19 protein-coding genes and 2 pseudogenes are annotated in these 15,515 nt (G+C 74.6%); 7 read left to right on the top strand and 14 right to left on the bottom strand.

Annotation, left to right across the window (positions count from 1 at the left end; genetic code table 11):
* The 3 genes and pseudogenes from WDV06_RS16985 to WDV06_RS16975 form a co-directional block, all read right to left on the bottom strand.
* Positions 1-245: pseudogene (locus tag WDV06_RS16985) on the bottom strand (hypothetical protein); the annotation flags it as partial.
* A gap of 7 nt (positions 246-252) precedes the next feature.
* Entirely contained in the window at positions 253-375 is a 123-nt protein-coding gene (locus tag WDV06_RS16980; RefSeq protein ID WP_395510584.1) for a hypothetical protein, read from the bottom strand.
* Positions 376-430: 55 nt separating this feature from the next.
* Positions 431-751 carry a type II toxin-antitoxin system RelE/ParE family toxin gene (locus WDV06_RS16975; protein WP_395510583.1) on the bottom strand — a complete coding sequence of 107 codons (321 nt, stop codon included), beginning with the start codon at positions 749-751 and terminating at the stop codon, positions 431-433.
* Between the two features lie 198 nt (positions 752-949).
* Here WDV06_RS16975 and WDV06_RS16970 point away from each other — a divergent pair, with 198 nt between their 5' ends.
* Positions 950-2,449: an MFS transporter gene (locus WDV06_RS16970; RefSeq protein WP_395510582.1), complete on the top strand. Its 1,500-nt coding sequence runs from the start codon at positions 950-952 to the stop codon at positions 2,447-2,449.
* A 28-nt stretch (positions 2,450-2,477) separates the two neighbouring features.
* On the opposite strand, the gene WDV06_RS16965 is transcribed toward WDV06_RS16970, so the two are convergent.
* Both WDV06_RS16965 and WDV06_RS16960 read right to left on the bottom strand, forming a co-directional pair.
* Complete coding sequence (locus WDV06_RS16965; RefSeq protein ID WP_395510581.1) at positions 2,478-3,590, bottom strand: glutamate--cysteine ligase; 1,113 nt, start codon at positions 3,588-3,590, stop codon at positions 2,478-2,480.
* Between the two features lie 235 nt (positions 3,591-3,825).
* The gene (locus WDV06_RS16960; RefSeq protein ID WP_463668217.1) at positions 3,826-4,092 is read right to left on the bottom strand and encodes an Orn/Lys/Arg family decarboxylase; all 267 of its coding nucleotides are present in this window, start codon (positions 4,090-4,092) and stop codon (positions 3,826-3,828) included.
* 53 nt (positions 4,093-4,145) lie between these two features.
* Between WDV06_RS16960 and WDV06_RS16955 the strand changes: the two genes are divergently transcribed.
* Positions 4,146-4,277, top strand: a complete 132-nt coding sequence (locus WDV06_RS16955) for a hypothetical protein (protein ID WP_395510580.1) — start codon at positions 4,146-4,148, stop codon at positions 4,275-4,277.
* 313 nt (positions 4,278-4,590) lie between these two features.
* Here WDV06_RS16955 and WDV06_RS16950 read toward each other — a convergent pair whose 3' ends face one another.
* The 3 genes from WDV06_RS16950 to WDV06_RS16940 all read right to left on the bottom strand — a co-directional run bounded on the left by WDV06_RS16950 (position 4,591) and on the right by WDV06_RS16940 (position 6,771).
* The gene (locus tag WDV06_RS16950; protein WP_395510579.1) at positions 4,591-6,129 is read right to left on the bottom strand and encodes a hypothetical protein; all 1,539 of its coding nucleotides are present in this window, start codon (positions 6,127-6,129) and stop codon (positions 4,591-4,593) included.
* A gap of 91 nt (positions 6,130-6,220) precedes the next feature.
* Positions 6,221-6,637, bottom strand: a complete 417-nt coding sequence (locus WDV06_RS16945) for a VOC family protein (protein ID WP_395510578.1) — start codon at positions 6,635-6,637, stop codon at positions 6,221-6,223.
* The gene (locus tag WDV06_RS16940; protein ID WP_395510577.1) at positions 6,634-6,771 is read right to left on the bottom strand and encodes a hypothetical protein; all 138 of its coding nucleotides are present in this window, start codon (positions 6,769-6,771) and stop codon (positions 6,634-6,636) included. Before WDV06_RS16940 ends, WDV06_RS16945 begins: the two co-directional genes overlap by 4 nt.
* Positions 6,772-6,867: 96 nt before the next feature.
* Here WDV06_RS16940 and WDV06_RS16935 point away from each other — a divergent pair, with 96 nt between their 5' ends.
* Both WDV06_RS16935 and WDV06_RS16930 read left to right on the top strand, forming a co-directional pair.
* Entirely contained in the window at positions 6,868-7,662 is a 795-nt protein-coding gene (locus WDV06_RS16935; RefSeq protein ID WP_395510576.1) for an arylamine N-acetyltransferase family protein, read from the top strand.
* A 61-nt stretch (positions 7,663-7,723) separates the two neighbouring features.
* Entirely contained in the window at positions 7,724-7,939 is a 216-nt protein-coding gene (locus tag WDV06_RS16930) for a hypothetical protein (RefSeq protein WP_395510575.1), read from the top strand.
* 29 nt (positions 7,940-7,968) lie between these two features.
* Here WDV06_RS16930 and WDV06_RS16925 read toward each other — a convergent pair whose 3' ends face one another.
* Positions 7,969-8,757 (bottom strand): VOC family protein, encoded by a 789-nt coding sequence (locus WDV06_RS16925; RefSeq protein ID WP_395510574.1) that lies wholly within the window; start codon positions 8,755-8,757, stop codon positions 7,969-7,971.
* A 115-nt stretch (positions 8,758-8,872) separates the two neighbouring features.
* Here WDV06_RS16925 and WDV06_RS16920 point away from each other — a divergent pair, with 115 nt between their 5' ends.
* Positions 8,873-9,523 carry an HAD family hydrolase gene (locus tag WDV06_RS16920; RefSeq protein WP_395510573.1) on the top strand — a complete coding sequence of 217 codons (651 nt, stop codon included), beginning with the start codon at positions 8,873-8,875 and terminating at the stop codon, positions 9,521-9,523.
* Here WDV06_RS16920 and WDV06_RS16915 read toward each other — a convergent pair.
* Positions 9,424-10,191: a hypothetical protein gene (locus WDV06_RS16915; protein ID WP_395510572.1), complete on the bottom strand. Its 768-nt coding sequence runs from the start codon at positions 10,189-10,191 to the stop codon at positions 9,424-9,426. The two genes, WDV06_RS16920 and WDV06_RS16915, sit on opposite strands and share 100 nt — an antisense overlap.
* Before the next feature lie 403 nt (positions 10,192-10,594).
* Between WDV06_RS16915 and WDV06_RS16910 the strand changes: the two are divergent.
* Positions 10,595-11,317, top strand: a pseudogene (locus WDV06_RS16910) (VanW family protein); the annotation flags it as partial.
* Positions 11,318-11,430: 113 nt separating this feature from the next.
* Positions 11,431-11,769: a hypothetical protein gene (locus WDV06_RS16905; protein ID WP_395510571.1), complete on the top strand. Its 339-nt coding sequence runs from the start codon at positions 11,431-11,433 to the stop codon at positions 11,767-11,769.
* Here the strand turns inward: WDV06_RS16905 and WDV06_RS16900 are convergent.
* Genes WDV06_RS16900 through WDV06_RS16885 form a run of 4 tightly spaced genes read right to left on the bottom strand, consistent with a single transcriptional unit; the run spans position 11,735 to position 15,444 of the window.
* On the bottom strand, positions 11,735-12,337 hold the full coding sequence (locus WDV06_RS16900; protein ID WP_395510570.1) for a GTP-binding protein: 603 nt from the start codon (positions 12,335-12,337) through the stop codon (positions 11,735-11,737). The genes WDV06_RS16905 and WDV06_RS16900 overlap by 35 nt on opposite strands.
* Positions 12,324-12,695, bottom strand: a complete 372-nt coding sequence (locus WDV06_RS16895) for a DUF742 domain-containing protein (RefSeq protein ID WP_395510569.1) — start codon at positions 12,693-12,695, stop codon at positions 12,324-12,326. The genes WDV06_RS16900 and WDV06_RS16895 overlap by 14 nt, the downstream gene beginning before the upstream one ends.
* On the bottom strand, positions 12,695-13,099 hold the full coding sequence (locus WDV06_RS16890) for a roadblock/LC7 domain-containing protein (protein ID WP_395510568.1): 405 nt from the start codon (positions 13,097-13,099) through the stop codon (positions 12,695-12,697). Before WDV06_RS16890 ends, WDV06_RS16895 begins: the two co-directional genes overlap by 1 nt.
* Complete coding sequence (locus tag WDV06_RS16885; RefSeq protein WP_395510567.1) at positions 13,096-15,444, bottom strand: sensor histidine kinase; 2,349 nt, start codon at positions 15,442-15,444, stop codon at positions 13,096-13,098. Before WDV06_RS16885 ends, WDV06_RS16890 begins: the two co-directional genes overlap by 4 nt.
* Positions 15,445-15,515 lie beyond the last annotated feature (71 nt).

Raw genomic sequence — 15,515 nt, 5'->3', positions numbered from 1 at the left:
GTGTAGTAGTCGGCGTTCACCCCTGCCAGCACGGGGTCTTCCTCGGGGGGGCGCCCCGCCACCCGGCGCCCCCCACGGCCCGGCATAACCCCCGCCCCCGGGCGGCCGGCGGGACGGGGGGCGGGACGGGACGGGGCGCCGGGCGGGGGACCGCCCGGCGGGCCCAGCATGTACTCCTCGTAGCGGTCCAGCCCGAGGAGGGCGCACATCAGCAGGGGCGGAACGAGCAGGGTCAGGAACAGCACGGCGGGACTACCTGTCCCGGGTCAGGGTAGCCACCAGGACGAGCACGGCGAAGGCGATCACCAGCAGGTGCAGCCAGGCGGGAGCGGACTGGACGGCCCAGGCGGACAGCTCTGTTGTGTTCGGTGTCATGTGGACGCGCTTGCCCCCGAAGGGAGTGCTGACACGCCGTCGGCGGGGACGGGCGTCAGGCCACCCGGCCGACGTGGAGCACCGTGATGGCCGCCTTGGCGGACGCGGCACCGCCGACCCGGTAGAGCAGCCGGTAGCGGCCGACGTGCATCCGCCGCACGTGCGGCGAGCCGTACGCGGCGGTTCCGGGCGGCCTGGGCCGGCCCGGCAGCAGGTCCGCCGACTCCAGCAGCTGGCGCAGGCCCTCCGGATCGTCCTCCAGGAACCGGACGGCCGCTTCGAGTGCGGCCGGCTCCCAGACCGTCCGGCAGCGGACCCGGCCGGCGCGCGCCCCGGCCCTCCTGCGGGGTCCCGCCGCGCCCGGGGAGCCGTGCATGTCGTCCTCCTCTGTGACGAGGGCCCAGGCACCTACCCGGCCCGCCGGCCCCCATGCCCCTGCCGCGGTGCGGACTGCGGGGGCCTGCCGCCGGGCGGGTGGCGCGGGGGTTCGCGGCGGGCGGACGGGGCACACGGAGGGTCTCGGCGTCGTGACGTTGGGGTCGCGCACGCCCGTCCGAACCGCGGGGAGGTCGTCATGGCGGGGCATCCGCTGGACACGCTACGAGGGGCCGGCACCGTCCGCAGCACGGTGCCGCAGCGGCTGGACCGGCTGCCCTGGAGCGGGTTCCACTGGCGGGTGGTGACCGCCCTGGGCATCACCTGGGTGCTCGACGGGATCGAGATCACCATCGCCGGGTCGATCGCCGACCGGCTGCGGGACCAGCAGACGCTGGGCCTCACCTCGTCCCAGGTGGGCCTGACGGCCAGCATCTACCTGCTCGGGGAGGTGGTCGGCGCGCTCGTCTTCGGCCGGCTCGCCGACCGGCTGGGCCGCCGCAGGCTGTTCATCGTCACCCTCGGCGTGTACCTGCTGGGCAACGCGCTCACGGCCCTCTCCCCCGGCTTCGCCTTCTTCGCCGTCACCCGCTTCATCGCCGGCACCGGCATCGGCGGCGAGTACGCGGCGCTGAACTCGGCCATCGACGAGCTGATCCCCAGTCGGCACCGCGGTCACGCGGACCTGGCCGTCAACGCCACGTACTGGCTGGGGGCGATGATCGGAGCGGCCTCGAACCTGCTCTTCCTCGACCCCGCCCGCTTCCCGCTCGACATCGGCTGGCGCATCGGCCTGCTCGTCGGCCCGGCGATCGGCGCGGCGATCTGGGGGCTGCGCCGCAGCCTTCCGGAGAGCCCGCGCTGGCTGCTCACGCACGGCAGGCCGGAGGAGGCCGAACGGGTCGTCACCGAGATCGAGCGGAGGATCGAGCGCGGCGGGGCCCGGCTGGAACCGGTGCCGCAGAGCCGTGCGCTGGAGTACCGGCGGCGGCCGCCCGTCGGCTACCGGGAGCTCGCCCGGGTCCTGTTCCGCGACTACCGGCGGCGGTCGGTCCTCGGGTTCATGCTCATGGTGACGCAGTCGTTCCTCTACAACGCGATCTTCTTCACCTACGCCCTGATCCTGGCCGAGTTCTACGACATCCGGGGCGGGGCCGTCGCGTACTTCATCTTCCCCTTCGCCCTGGGCAACCTGGTGGGACCGCTGGTGCTCGGCCGGTTCTTCGACTCCCTGGGCCGGCGCCGGATGATCGGGACCACCTACTGCCTCTCCGGGGGCCTCCTCCTGGTCACGGGCTGGCTGTTCGCGGAAGGGCTGCTGAGCGCGGTCACCCAGACCGTGCTGTGGTGCGTGATCTTCTTCATCGCCTCGGCGGCCGCCTCGTCGGCGTACCTGACGGTCAGCGAGGTGTTCCCGGTGGAGATGCGGGCCCAGGCGATCTCCTTCTTCTTCGCCCTGTCGATGCTCTTCGGCGGTGTCGTGGCCCCGTGGCTGTTCGCCACCCTGATCGGCGGCGGCTCCGATCCCTGGAGGGTGTTCGCCGGGTACGCGGTCGGCGGCGCGCTCATGGTCCTCGGCGGCCTGACGGCCTTCTTCTGGGGGGTCGACGCGGAGCGGCGGCCGCTGGAGGAGGTCGCCGTCCCGCTGTCCGCGGGCACCCCCGCCGCGGACGGCGCCGCGGGATCCCGGCGCCCCTGACAGGGGGTGTCCCGCGGCGCGTGGTCCGTCAGGCGGTGGGCGCCGTGGTCAGGCGGGCGCACTCGGCCACCACGGCGCGCAGGTCGCCGGTGGTGTGCAGGAGGCGGCGCTGGAGGCGGGCGCCGTTGCCCCGTTCGAGGAGGCGGGTGACGCCCTGGTGGGCGAGTTCGAGGTCGCCGTTGTCGTCGAGGGCCTCCCGCAGGTGGTCCAGGAGTACGTCGAGGACCGCCGCGGGAGGGGCGGGGCTCATGCTGCGGGGGTCGAGGAGCGGGCCGTCCAGGCCCGACTTGGCCGCCTGCCACGCCGCGAGGCGCAGCAGGCCGACGCCGATGCGGGCCGGCGGCCGCCCGGCGTGCCAGTCGCGGGCGGCGGTGTCCACCAGGGCCCGGGCGAGGGCGGCGAGGAGGACGGGGGTGTCGGGTTCGAGGCAGACGTCGGCGACGCGGATCTCGACCGTGGGGTAGCTGGCGGAGAGCCGGGCGTCGAAGTAGATCATGCCGTCGTCCCGCAGGACGCCGGTGGCGAGCATGTCGCCCACCTGCCGGTGGTACTGCTCGGCGCTGCCGAAGACATCGGTGGGGCCGGCGGAGGGCAGGCGGTTCCACACGCGGCTGCGGTAGCTGCCGTACGCGCTGTCCTCGCCCTGCCAGAACGGCGAGTTGGCGCTGAGGGCGGTCAGCACCGGCAGCCAGGGACGGATGCGGTCGAGGACGGCCACGCCCTCGTCGTCCGAGGCGACGGACACGTGGACGTGGCAGCCGCAGGTGAGCTGCTCCTGGGCGGTCAGGCCGAACTGCCGGCTCACCCAGCGGTAGCGTTCGCCGGACATCGTGGACGGCCGCACCGGCAGCGGGGAGGTGGCCAGCGCGGCGACGGCGCCGCCCGCGTCCGCGGCGTGCCGGGCCGCCTCCGCGCGCCAGCGGACGATCTCCTCGGCGAGCTCGCCCATCCGCAGCACCGGGCGGGTGGCGAACTCGACCTGCTCGCACTTGAGCTCGGACTCCAGCGCGCCCCCTTCCGGGCCGTGCGTCGCCCTCCCCTCGCGGGACGCGGCCGACATCACGGCGGCCGAGAGCGCACGCGGCTCCCCCGTCGTGGTGTCGACCAGCAGCAGCTCCTCCTCCACGCCTACGCTGCGCATGTCCGTCACGTTCCTTTCGTCGGGGTCCTGCGTCAGGTGCGGCGCCCGTCGCGGGCGGACCGCGGCCGGGCGTGTGCCCCGCCGCGTCTCACGTGCCCCGGCAGAAGCGGTTGTACCCCACGGGCGGCCGTTCTCCACGACTGCTGCGGGCCGGGCGCGGCGCGCAGGGCGGGCGGCGGACCGCTGGACGCGCGGCCCGGGTCCCCCCGTCGGCGACCCGGGCCGGCCTCGGCGGCTACCGCGGCGGCATGCGGAGGCACTCGATCAGGTAGTCGCCCGTCTCCGGGTCCACCGTGACGCCGTGGGCCTCGCTGCCGAAGCCGGGGAAGGCCCGGTCGAAGGCCTCCAGGGCGCGGAGGTAGCGCAGCAGGGGGCCGTCCTGGGCGCCGAGGGACTCTCCGGGCATCAGGACGGGGATACCGGGCGGGGTGACGGTCACCATGGCGGCCGCGACCCGGTGGGCGGCGTCGGCGAGGCGCACGCGTTCGGTCCCGCCGCGGATGAGCCGCTGGTAGCAGTACAGGGGCGGATGGACGGGTTCGGGCAGCTGCCCGGGTGACGGCGTACGAGCACGCCGTGCGGCGCGGCTTCGAGGACCTCGCGCTGCTCCTGCGCGCGGCCCGGGAACGGTCCGGCCACGACGGCCGTGACGGGCGGGGCGGCCGCGGCGGGCCGGGTACCCGGTGAGCCGCGGGGCCCGGCGGCGGGCCCGTCACCGTACCGGGGCGGCCGGGCGCTCCCCGGGGGTGCGTCAAAGTCCCGTCGTCGCCCGAAGGGCGGCCCCGCGGCGTAGGTGCGTGCCCTCGGTGCGCCGGGCGCACGACCTCGTACCCGCCGTGTCCCCCGACGGCCGCACGGCTACGTCACCGGCGGCTGCACCCGGGACGGCTACGGGGACGGGCTGACCGTCGTCGACCTCGCCGACGGCGCCACCCGGCGGGAAGCCGCCCCTTGGGCATCGCCGTGCTCCGGGCCGCCCCGGCGGGCGGGGCGGGGCGTCCTAGGTGCCCTTGAGCCGGCGGTTGACCTCCTCGTTGATGCGGCGGTTGAGTTCGGCCAGTTGCTCGGGGGTGTAGGCGCCGAGGTCGCCGAGGTCCGGCGGGTTGGCGCGGGGTTTGTCCTTCTTCTCGTTCTCGCGCCGTTTGAGCTCCTGTTCCTCCGGGGAGCCGGGGGCCGCGTAGGCGCACCGGATCAGTGCGCCGTCGGCCGCCTTCAGGCAGGTCGCCTCGTGGCCGGCGACCTGGCCACGGCCCTCCACCCGGTAGCGGATGTCCTGTTCGCTGCCGATCGTCGCGGTCCATGTGCTGCCGCCGGTGGGGACCACCTCGAACACCTGGTCGTCGTTGTAGCAGCAGACGTCGCGGTACTCGGCCTTGATCAGCGCGATGATCGCCTTCGGCGAGGACCACGTCGGGTCGAGCCGGTGGACCGTCAGGGGCGCCAGCCCGGTGCCCTGGAAGCGTGCCGGGACGGTCGCGACGGCGACGACCGAACTGGCCTCGCCCTGCGGGGTGAGCGGGGTGACGTAGACGCTGCGGCCGCTGGAGTCGGCGTAGCGCAGGGTGAACTCCGAGTCGTTTCCCTCGTTCGCGCCGTCCTCCGAGGCGTCCCAGCCGCTGCGTTCGAACCACCAGTCGCCGAAGCCGCCGACGGCGGCGGCCGCTTCGCGCTGCCGGGAGGCGAGGCTGAGCGGATAGGAGGGGCCGGGGACGGCGTCCGTGTCGGTGGTGATGGTGACCTTGCCCGTCCTGCCGTCGTACAGCGCGACCCCGGCGGGCCGTTCCGTGACGACGAGGATCCCGGTCTGGCGCTTGAGGGGCACGACCACGACCGGTGTGTCGCCCCGGCAGATCACATAGGCGTCGGCGGCCTCGAAGCGGACCCAGCGCTTCTGCTCGGAGATCTTCCGGCCCAGGTTGTGGCCGAACCAGCCGCTGATGCGGGCGTCCGCCACGTCCACGTCGAACGAGCAGCGTTCCTGCGCACGGCTGGTGCCGCCGAGCGGAACGTCCTGCACGAGGCCGACCTCGTACCCGGACAGCCAGCCGCGCCGCTCGACGAGGGTGGCGAACCGGTCCGCGTCGGGGAGGTAGGTGATGTCGGCGATCTCGCCGGTGACGTCGCCCAGGTGCGGGGCGGCCTGGGCCTTGCCGACGAGGTAGGGGGCGCGGGGCGCCAGGGCGGGCACCGGCTCGGTCACGACCTGTGTGGCCGTCATGTAGGCGCGGTCCCCGAGGTACGCCCCGTAGACCAGCCACGCGACGGCGAGGGCGAGCCCCGCGAGGGCGCCGAGGCAGCCGAAGGCCCCCGCGGCGCCGCCCGCCCCGGATCCGCCCCCGCCACGCCGCCTGCGCACGAGCCACCACGCGAGCCACACCAGCGTGACGAGGCCCGCCGCCAGCAGCGGCAGCGCCAGCCAGGCGAACAGCTTGCGCAGTTCCCACACCAGGACGGTGGAGTAGTACGGGGCGTACAGCGGCGCGCAGGCCACGAGGACCACACCACCCACCGGTATGCCGACACGCAGAGCCCGACCCATCAGCGCCTCCCCCGACCGCCTGGTTCAGGTCAATTGTGGGGTGTGCGGGCGGCGCTGTCATGGCCGCGGGGGAAATCCCCCCGCGCGGCCGTCAGTTCCCGTCCCCCTCGAAGGCGACGAGCTCGACCTCGAAGCCGTCGGCGTTCTCCAGGTAGGCGGCGTAGGTCCGTTCCCCGCCCGCGTGCGGGTGGCGGTCGGGGAACATCAGGGTCCAGCCGTGCCGCGGGGCCCGGCGGACCAGGTCGTCCACGGTCCGCCGGTCCTCGACGTGGAAGGCCAGGTGGTTCAGCCCGGGCCGGCACCGGTCGTGCTCCCCGGCGGTGAGGGCGGGGGACTGTTCGAAGACCAGGTACGTCTCCCCGAGCCGCCAGCTCCGGCCGCCGTCCCAGTTCTGGAACGGCGCGTGGCCCAGGGCCTCCAGCAGCCAGCCGAAGGAGCTCGCGGCCCGCTCCAGGTCGGGCACCCAGATCTCGACGTGGTGCAGCGTCCCGCCGGCCGGCCGGTTCATGCCGCCACCTCCGTCGTCCGACGGGTGGCGAGCGGGCGGCGGCCGGCGGGCGCGTCCCGCCGTGCGTGACCGGCGGCGACGGGCCGGCCGGTCTCTTCGGTGTCCGCGGGACGGGACGTGGAGGGCGTGGTCATACCGCTCAGGGTCACACCGGTGACCCGGGCGGGGTCAAGCGGCCCGGTCACCCGTACGTGCTGGCGCGGCGGTCCGCGAGGCGCGAGAGTGGGGCCATGGATCCTCTCGGCCCGACCCGTACCGAAGCCTACCTGCGCCGTCTGGGCACGGAGCGCCCCGCCCGGCCGACGGGCGCCTCGCTGCGCGACCTGCACCTGCGCCACCTGCGCGCCGTCCCCTTCGAGAACCTGTCGATCCATCTCGGCGAGGACCTCGTGCTCACCGAGGAGGCCCTCTTCGACAAGATCGTGACCGCGGGGCGCGGCGGCATGTGTTACGAACTGAACGGCGCCTTCGCCGCGCTGCTGGGCTCGCTCGGCCACCGGGTGGAGCTCCTCCAGGGCCGGGTCCACGGCAAGGACGGCGCGCTGGGCATCCCCTACGACCACCTGGCGCTGCGCGTCGACGGGCGCTGGCTCGCGGACGTGGGCTTCGGCGACCACAGCGCGTACCCGCTCGACCTGGACGAGCCGGGCGAACAGAAGGACCCGGGCGGGGTGTTCCTGGTCCGGCCGGCTCCGGAGGGCGACGGGGACCTGGAGGTGCTGCGCGACGGGGTGCCGGTGTACCGGCTGGAGACCCGGCCCCGCGTGCTCGCCGACTTCCTGAGCGGCGCCTGGTGGCACCGCACCAGCCCGGAATCCGGTTTCACCCGGGGCCCGGTGTGCTCGCGGCTCACCGAGGACGGCGGCCGGGTCACCCTGCGGGACCACACCCTCATCACCACCTCGCCCTCGGGCGACCGGGCGGAGGAGGAACTGGGGTCGGACGAGGAGGTGTTCGCCGCGTACCGCGCCGGGTTCGGCATCACGCTCGACCGGCTGCCCGTGCCGCTGCACCCCCGGTCCTGATCCGGGGCGGACGCCCGGGCCCGAGGGGGTAACCGACCGGCGGGCGGCGCGTTGGGCCGGTGTGACACTTGACGACCTGTACACCGACGTCGTGGCCGAGGAAGTCGACGCGGATGCCGACGCCGGGCCCGAGCGGCTGCCGATGCTCACCTACCGGGAGGCCGTGCTGGCCCTGGCCGTCCTCGGCGCCGTCGCCGAGGGCGAGACGGGCGAGGAGGTGCGCACCACGGCGCGCGCCCTGGGCACGCGGCTCGGGATGCGGCTGCCCGCCACCTGAGCGTCGGGCCGGAGGGCGGGCCGCGGGGGTCAGGGCCTGGGGCTGGTGACGACCGCGAACGGCGCCCCGAACGGATCGAGGAGCATCCCGATGCGGCCCACGCCGTCGGCCTCCATGGCGGGGATGATGACGGTGGCGCCCACTTCCGAGGCCCGCGCCAGGGCGGCGTCGCAGTCCTCGACCTCGAAGTAGGGGTGCCACTCGGAGACCGATCCGGCGTCCAGGTGGGCCTGGGTCAGCTCCAGGATGCCGCCGTGCACGGTCCGCTCTCCTCCGCCGGCGGGTCCGGCGATGGTGTAGACGAGGCCCCCGCCCAGGGGCGTGTCGCGGGTCTCCCAGGACAGGACGCTGCCGTAGAACTCCTTCACGGCCGCCGCGTCGGTGGTGTACAGCTCGATCCAGCTGACGCTGCCGGGCTCGTTGACGAGTTCCAGGCCGTCCGTCTTCCCGGGCTGCCACACCGCGAACTCGGCGCCCGAGGGGTCGGCGAAGCGGGCCGTCCGCCCGGCCGTGAACACGTCGGCCGGGGGGAACCGGACGGTCCCGCCGGCCCGTTCGACGGCCTCGGCGGTGGCGTCGGCGTCCACGGTGCGGAAGTACACCGTCCAGGCGGAGCGGGCGCCCTCCTCGGTCAGCGGTCCGACGGCGGCCACCGTCCGGCCGTCCTTCCACAGGAAGCCGTAGCCTCCGGCCTCCGGCCCCGCGGTGACGAACTCCCAGCCGAACACGCCCTCGTAGAAGGCGACGGCCGCGTCGATGTCGGGGGTGGCCAGGTCGAGCCAGTTCAGGCCGCCCGGAACCTGCGTGGAGGTCAGCATGGGTGCTCCTGTCGCGTGCGGTGCCCTCCGGGCCGGGGGCCCGGGGCCGTGGCGCCAGCCTGGCACACCCGCGGCCGCCGGAGGCGCTACGCGCCCGGGGCCCTATGCTGCGGTCATGATCAAGCCCATTGGACTCGTCATATTCGACTGCGACGGCGTGCTGGTCGACAGCGAACGCATCGCCGTGCGCGTGCAGGTCGCCCTCGGAGCCTGCCTGGGCTGGCCGCTGAGCGAGGACGAGGTCGTGGACCGGTTCATCGGGCGCACGCACGCCGCGGTCCGGGAGCAGGTCGCGGTGCAGCTCGGCGAGGAGACCGCCGCGGTGTGGGCGGAGCGGTTCGAGGAGCTCCACCACGCGGCCGTGGAGGCCGATCTGACCCCCGTCGACGGCCTGCCGGAAGCCCTGGACGCCCTGGCCCTGCCGACGTGTGTCGCCTCCAGCGGCTCGCACGAGAAGATGCGGCACACCCTCGGCCGGACGGGGCTCTACGAGCGCTTCGCGGGCCGCATCTACAGCGCCACCGAGGTCTCCCGGGGCAAGCCGGCCCCGGACGTGTTCCTGCACGCGGCCCGGCGCATGGGGGTCGATCCGGCGGCCTGCGTCGTGGTCGAGGACAGCCGGCCCGGTGTCCTGGCCGCCCGCGCGGCCGGGATGCGCTGCCTGGGCTACGCCGGCGGGCTGACCCCGGCACGGCACCTCGAAGGCCCGGGCACCACCGTCTTCCACGACATGCGCGAACTGCCCGCGCTGATCGCGGCCCTGTAGCCCCGGGCCGTTCCGGCGGGATCAGCCGCGGAGGTGGGGCGGGTGTCCCTGCCAGGGCTGGTGGGGGGCCTGCGGCCACGGGGCGGGCGGGTGCTGCGGAGCAGGGCGTCGAAGCGTTCGTACAGGTCGCGGGCCCGTTCCGGGGCGGGGACGTAGGCGGTGACGGTCCCGTCGGTGCGCTGGACCGTGACCACCGCTCCGCCGCGCGGGTCGTGCTGGTGCCACACTCCGGCGAGGGCCGTGGCGGGCACCCAGCCCGGATCGGTCTCCGGCCGGCCGCCGCCCCGCCGGCGGCGCAGCGCGCGCCGGTAGCCCGGGATCAGCAGGGCCGGGAAGGTGGCCACGGCCAGCAGCAGGACCAGGAGGTCCACGAGCACCCCGCCGGCCCACTGCGCGGCCACGATGAGGACCCCGTAGCAGAGCGCGACGATGCCCGCCCACAGGCAGGCCGTGACGGCGGCCTCCGGGGCTCCCGTCTTCCGGAGCAGGCTGAAGAGACCCACCGAGGCGAGCAGGACCACGAGGGTGAGGCAGCCCGCCCCCTCCCCGAAGAGGGTCTCGGTGAGGGAGCCGCGCCGCCGGTCCGGCGTGGCGAGGTAGCCGTGGTCGTGGAACAGGACGGTGACCGGCCCGCCCGGCGTGGCGTTCACGCCCTTGATCGTGTACATGATGATCACGCTAGCGCCCGCGCCGCCCCGGCTCGCCACCGGCCTCTCCCCCCGTCCCCGCCGCTCCGCCCGGCGTGAGAACGCGCACATTTTTGTCCCTTTTGACCTGGATGGCGGGATCCTTGTCTGCGGTCGTGTCCCGATCGGCCCCGATCGGCACGCCCGTGCCCCGAGCCCCCGCCCCAGGAGAGACATGCGACGCGCACACCGTCTGACGGACCACCGGCGGATCGGCCTGCCCGCGATGGCGGGGGCCGCCGCGCTCGGCCTCGGCCTCACCCTGCTGATCCCGGCCGGTCACGCCGCCGGTGCCGAGGCCCCGGCGCCCGCCGCGCCGGCCGCGGCCGGCGGTGTGGTGACCGGCGGAGCGGTGGCCGGCGGTGTCGGCGTGGCGGCGGCCCCGCAGGAGGTGTCCTCCTTCACGGTCCACTTCCCCGCCGCCCCCTACCGGACCGCGAACATCGGGCGGGCCGTCGAGCTGATCAACGGGTCGGTGGTCCGCCCAGGCCAGACGTGGAGCTTCAACCGGACGGTCGGAGAGCGCACCAAGGAGAACGGCTTCGTCGACGGCGTCATGATCAACGACGGCCGGTACGTGAAGGCGCCCGGCGGCGGTGTCTCCAGCGTCGCCACGGCCGTGTACAACGCCGTGTTCTTCGCGGGCGCCCCGTTCGTGGAGCACGGGGCCCACTCCTTCTACATCGAGCGGTACCCCGAGGGCCGCGAGGCCACCGTCGCCTGGGGCACCCTCGACCTGCGCTGGAGGAACGACTCCGGCCATCCCCTGACCATCCGGGCCGCGTCCACGGACACCTCCGTGACGATCACCCTGCTCGGGACGAAGCAGTACGACGCGGTACGCGCCACCCTGGGCCCCCGCACGCACCTCACCCCGCCCGGCAGGCGCGAGGCCTCCGGCCCGGACTGCGAGGCGCAGACCCCGCTCGAAGGGTTCGACGTGGCGGTGGACCGCGTGTTCGTCCGGCAGGGCCAGGAGGTCAAGCGGGAGACGTTCCGCACCCACTACACCCCGCGCGACGAGGTCGTCTGCACCGTGGACCCCACGCAGAGCCCCTCCCCCTCGGCGGACGCGGCCTCCCCGTCCCCGCAGCCGAGCCGGTCCTGACGCGCCACCGGGTCGCCGGCGTGCTCCAGGTTGGCCGAATCCCGTACTCCCTGGCGCCCGCCGCCCTGACCTAGCCTGCGGTCCGGGCCAGGACCGAAACCGGGGGGACGCACGTGACGCGGGAGACGCAGGCGCACGGGCAGGACGGGGAGGACGCCGGCCTCGACGCGGTGCTCTGGGGGTGCTGCCGCGCCGGCACCGGCTGGTTCTGGATGGCCCGCTACACCGCGTGGGACGGCACCGTGCGGCGCACCGCGCAGGGCTGGTGCGAGAAGCGGGACGACGCGACGCGCAAGGGGGCGGCCGCGGCCCGGTACCTGGCGGGCGGGACCTCCGCCCAGGTGTTCCTGCGGCACCGGGCGGCCGAGTACGCCCTGCGGGTCCTCCTGGAGGACGGCGGGGCCGTGGGCTGCCCGCTCAGGCCCCGGACGGGGCTCCCGCCCGGGCGATGACCACGTCGAGCAGGGCCAGCAGGCAGTCCCGCGCCTCCGTGCGGGAGCGGGCGTCCAGCAGCAGGACCGGGGTGGCGGGGTCCCGCAGGTGCAGGGCCGCGGCGATCTCCTCGGCGGTGTAGGGCTGTTCGCCGTGGAAGCAGTTCGCGCCGACCACGAACGGCAGCCCCCGGCTCTCGAAGAAGTCGATCGCCGGGAAGCCCCGGTCCAGGCGCCGGGTGTCGACGAGCACGAGCGCCCCCAGGGCCCCGCTCAGCAGGTCGTCCCACATGAACCAGAACCGCTCCTGGCCGGGCGTGCCGAACAGGTAGAGCACGACTCCGGCGTCCCCGAGGGTGATCCGGCCGAAGTCCATCGCGACGGTGGTCAGGGTCTTGGACTCGATGCCGTCCAGGTCGTCGACCCCGACGCCGGCACTGGTCAGGCGTTCCTCGGTGCGCAGCGGCTCGATCTCGGAGACCGCCTCGACCAGGGTCGTCTTGCCGACTCCGAATCCCCCGGCGATGAGGATCTTGACCGGGGACGCTCCCGGGGCGGCGGAGGCGTCGGCGGTGTCATATCCGGGCAAGGTTGTCCCTGATTTTCATGAGCAGGTGGACATTGGTGGTCTCGGCCGCCTCCAGGGGCGGCCGGTGGTCGATCAGCCCGCGGTCCGCGAGTTCGCCGAGCAGGAGCGTCATCGGAGTGAGGCGCATGTGCATGCGGGCGGCGATCTCGGCGACCGCCATCCCGCCGGGCGGCGCGCACAGGGCGAGGACGGCCCGCCATTCGGTGGCCAGGCCGGGGTCGTCGTCGTCCGCGGGGACCGCCGCCACGATGGTGGTGTCCATCGTGAGGACGGTCTGCGGAGCGGCGGTCGTACGGCCGTCGGTGAGCGCGTACAGCCGGGTCCGTCGCGTGCCCCGGCGCTGCGGCTCGTCCGGCATTACGCGGTCGGCGCGGAGGTGCGCTCGGGGGTCCCCAGCCACTCGCCGAGCGCCTGGGCGGTCCGTACGGCCTCCCCGCCCAGCTCGCCGAGCCGGGCCTTGCGGGAGGTGACCACGATCAGCGTGCTGCCCTCCCCGCATCCGACGACGCACAGGTAGCTGTCGTCCATCTCGACCAGCTGGCGGATGACCCGGCCGCCGTCGATCTCCCGGGATATCGCCTTCATGGTGGCCGCGATGCCGGAGGAGGCGGCCGCGATGCGCTCGGCCCGGTCCCGCTCCAGCAGGTAGGCGCTGAGCTTGATGCCGTCGTTGGACAGGAGCACGGCTCCCTGGATGCCGGCGATCCGGCTCAGGTTGTTGTCCAGGATGCCGTAGATCATGTCACTGGATGTCGTCGTCATGGCTGGTCCGCTCCGAGCTCTGCTTCCACTTTCCTGGTCCCCTCTTCGTAGTCCGCCCAGGCGTCGGCCACCTCTTCGGGTGTCGCCGCGTCCCGGCCGCCTTCCGGCTCCGGGGCGCGGGGGCCGCGCAACTGCCGGGTGAGATGGGTCTGCGGGACGCGCTCGGGCAGGGCCGGCCGCGCGTCGGCGCGGGCCTCGGAGCGGGTGGGCAACGCCCGCTCGGGCCTCGGCGGTACGGGTGCGGGCGCCGCCTCGGGCTCGGCCTCGGGCGTACGGCCGCGTACGGGGATGCGTACGGGCACGGGCACGGACTCGGACTCGGACTCGGCGGCGGGTTCGGGCGCGGCGGCCGGCCGCGGTGCGCGGCCGGGCCTCGGCGGGTCCGCGGCGGGCGTCAGCAGCGCGCCCGGCAGGATCACCACGGCCGCGGTCCCCCCGTACACGGAGCGGCGCAGCGTGACGCGGGCCTGGAGCTGGTCGGCGAGGTGGCCCACGACGAAGAGGCCCAGGCGGTGGGCGTTCTCGGCGAGGACCGCGTAGGGCGGCGCGGAGTGCAGGCGCTCGTTCATGGCCTCGTACCCGGCGGGCGAGACGCGCGGTCCGCGGTCCTCGATCTCGACGGACAGTCCGTCCGCGACGAGTTCGGCGCGGACGACGACCTTCGAGCGCGGCGGCGAGAACCGGGTGGCGTTGTCGAGGAGTTCCGCCAGCAGGTGGCTGATCTGGCTGATCGCGTGCGGCTGCACGCTCGCCTCGTCCAGGGCCTGCCGTTCGATGCGGCGGAAGTCCTCGACCTCCGCGGCGGCTTCGCGCAGCAGGTCGGCGACGCGCATGGGGTCGGTGTGGGGGTCGGGGATCTCGCCGCCGGCGAGGATGAGGAGGTTCTCGATCTGGCGCCGCATGCCCACCGTCAGCTGGTCGGAGCGCATCAGCCGGGCCAGGAGTGCCTCGTCGTGGCCGAAGGTGTCCTGGAGGTCCTCGGTCAGGCTGAGCTGCCGGCTGACGAGGTTGCCGGTGCGCGAGGCGATGCCCGAGGCGAACAGGCCGAAGCCGTGCCGTTCGGCGGCGAGTTGGCGGTGCCCGTCGACGGAGGCGGCGACCACCCGGGCGAAGGCGTCGGCGATCTGGCCGACCTCGTCCTGGCGCCCGCGCACGGCCGGGAGCGCCGACTCGTCGACGGCCTCGCCGCGCTGGAGCCGGGCCACCACGTCGGGCAGCGTCTCCTCGGCGAGGGCGACCGTACGGCTGTGCAGGCGGTTCAGCCGGCGCAGGACCGACCGGGTGGTGAGGACCACGACCGCGGTGACGAGCAGCAGGGCACCCCCGCTGGCCGCGATGAGCCAGGAGACCTCGGCCTCCAGCTCGGAGGCCTTGGCATCGGCGGCGGCGAACACGCTGCGGGCGCGGTCCGTGTTGAGCTCGGCCAGGCGCGGTGCGAACGTGCGGTACGCGGCGGGCCAGTCGCCGACGTCGGCCGGCAGCTTCACGCCGGTCGGGGTGTCCTTGTGGTTGGCGATGACGGCGTTCTCGATGCGGAGCTTGGCCTGCCAGGCGTCCGAGGCGGTGAGTTTGTCGTACAGGGCCAGTTCGGCGGGCGGCAGGTACGGCACGATCCAGGTGTCGTAGAGGTACCGGTGGGTGCCGACGGCGTCGAGGAACTGGGAGAAGCCGGTGGCCGCGAGTTCCCGGGAGGGGCCGGCCAGCGCGAAGGCGGTGTCCTCGCGGGCGACCATCTCGGTGGCCGAGAACAGGGAGACGGCGGGCCGGCTCTCCTGCGCGAGTTCGGCGTCCTCGGCATGGCTGAATTCGTCCTGGTAGGCGCGGATGATGTCGTCGATCACCCCGGTGTAGTAGCCGACCACCTGTTCGGCGCTGCCGCTGTGGGAGTCCACGCGCCTGCGGTACGCGGTGAGCAGGTCGAGCCGTCCGTCCACGGCGGCGAGGCGTCCCTCGTCGGTGCCGTCGGGAGCCTTCTCCGACCCCTGCGCGGGGTCGCTGTCGGAGGGCCGTATCCGGCGGAACTCCGCGGCCGCACGGTCGGTATCGGCCCTTTTGTCGCGCAGGGCCTCGTCGGTGACGGGCGAGCCCGCCCACCGTGCCGCCGCCATCGCCCGCTCGGCCTGGAGCTCGTTCATCAGCTTCACCAGCGGCACCCCGACCTGCCGGCCGGCCTCCACGTCGGCGCGCAGGTGCTCCGACTGGGCCAGCAGGCGCTGGGCGGTGAGGGCCGTCTGCGTCCCCATCGCCACGGTGGGGACGACGGCCAGGCAGACGAGCATCGTGCGCAGGCGCACGGTACGGCGGCGCCGGACGGGCGGCGGGCTCGGTGGGCCTTCTGGTGCCATCGCAGACATCGGTCCTCGGGAGCGGCGGAGCGGGGGGGCGGGCCGGCCTGGACGAGGGCATGGGGAAACTG

This window comes from Streptomyces racemochromogenes, from assembly GCF_044129415.1.
GTDB lineage: Bacteria > Actinomycetota > Actinomycetes > Streptomycetales > Streptomycetaceae > Streptomyces > Streptomyces racemochromogenes_A.
This window is presented reverse-complemented; position numbering and strand designations above follow the sequence as displayed.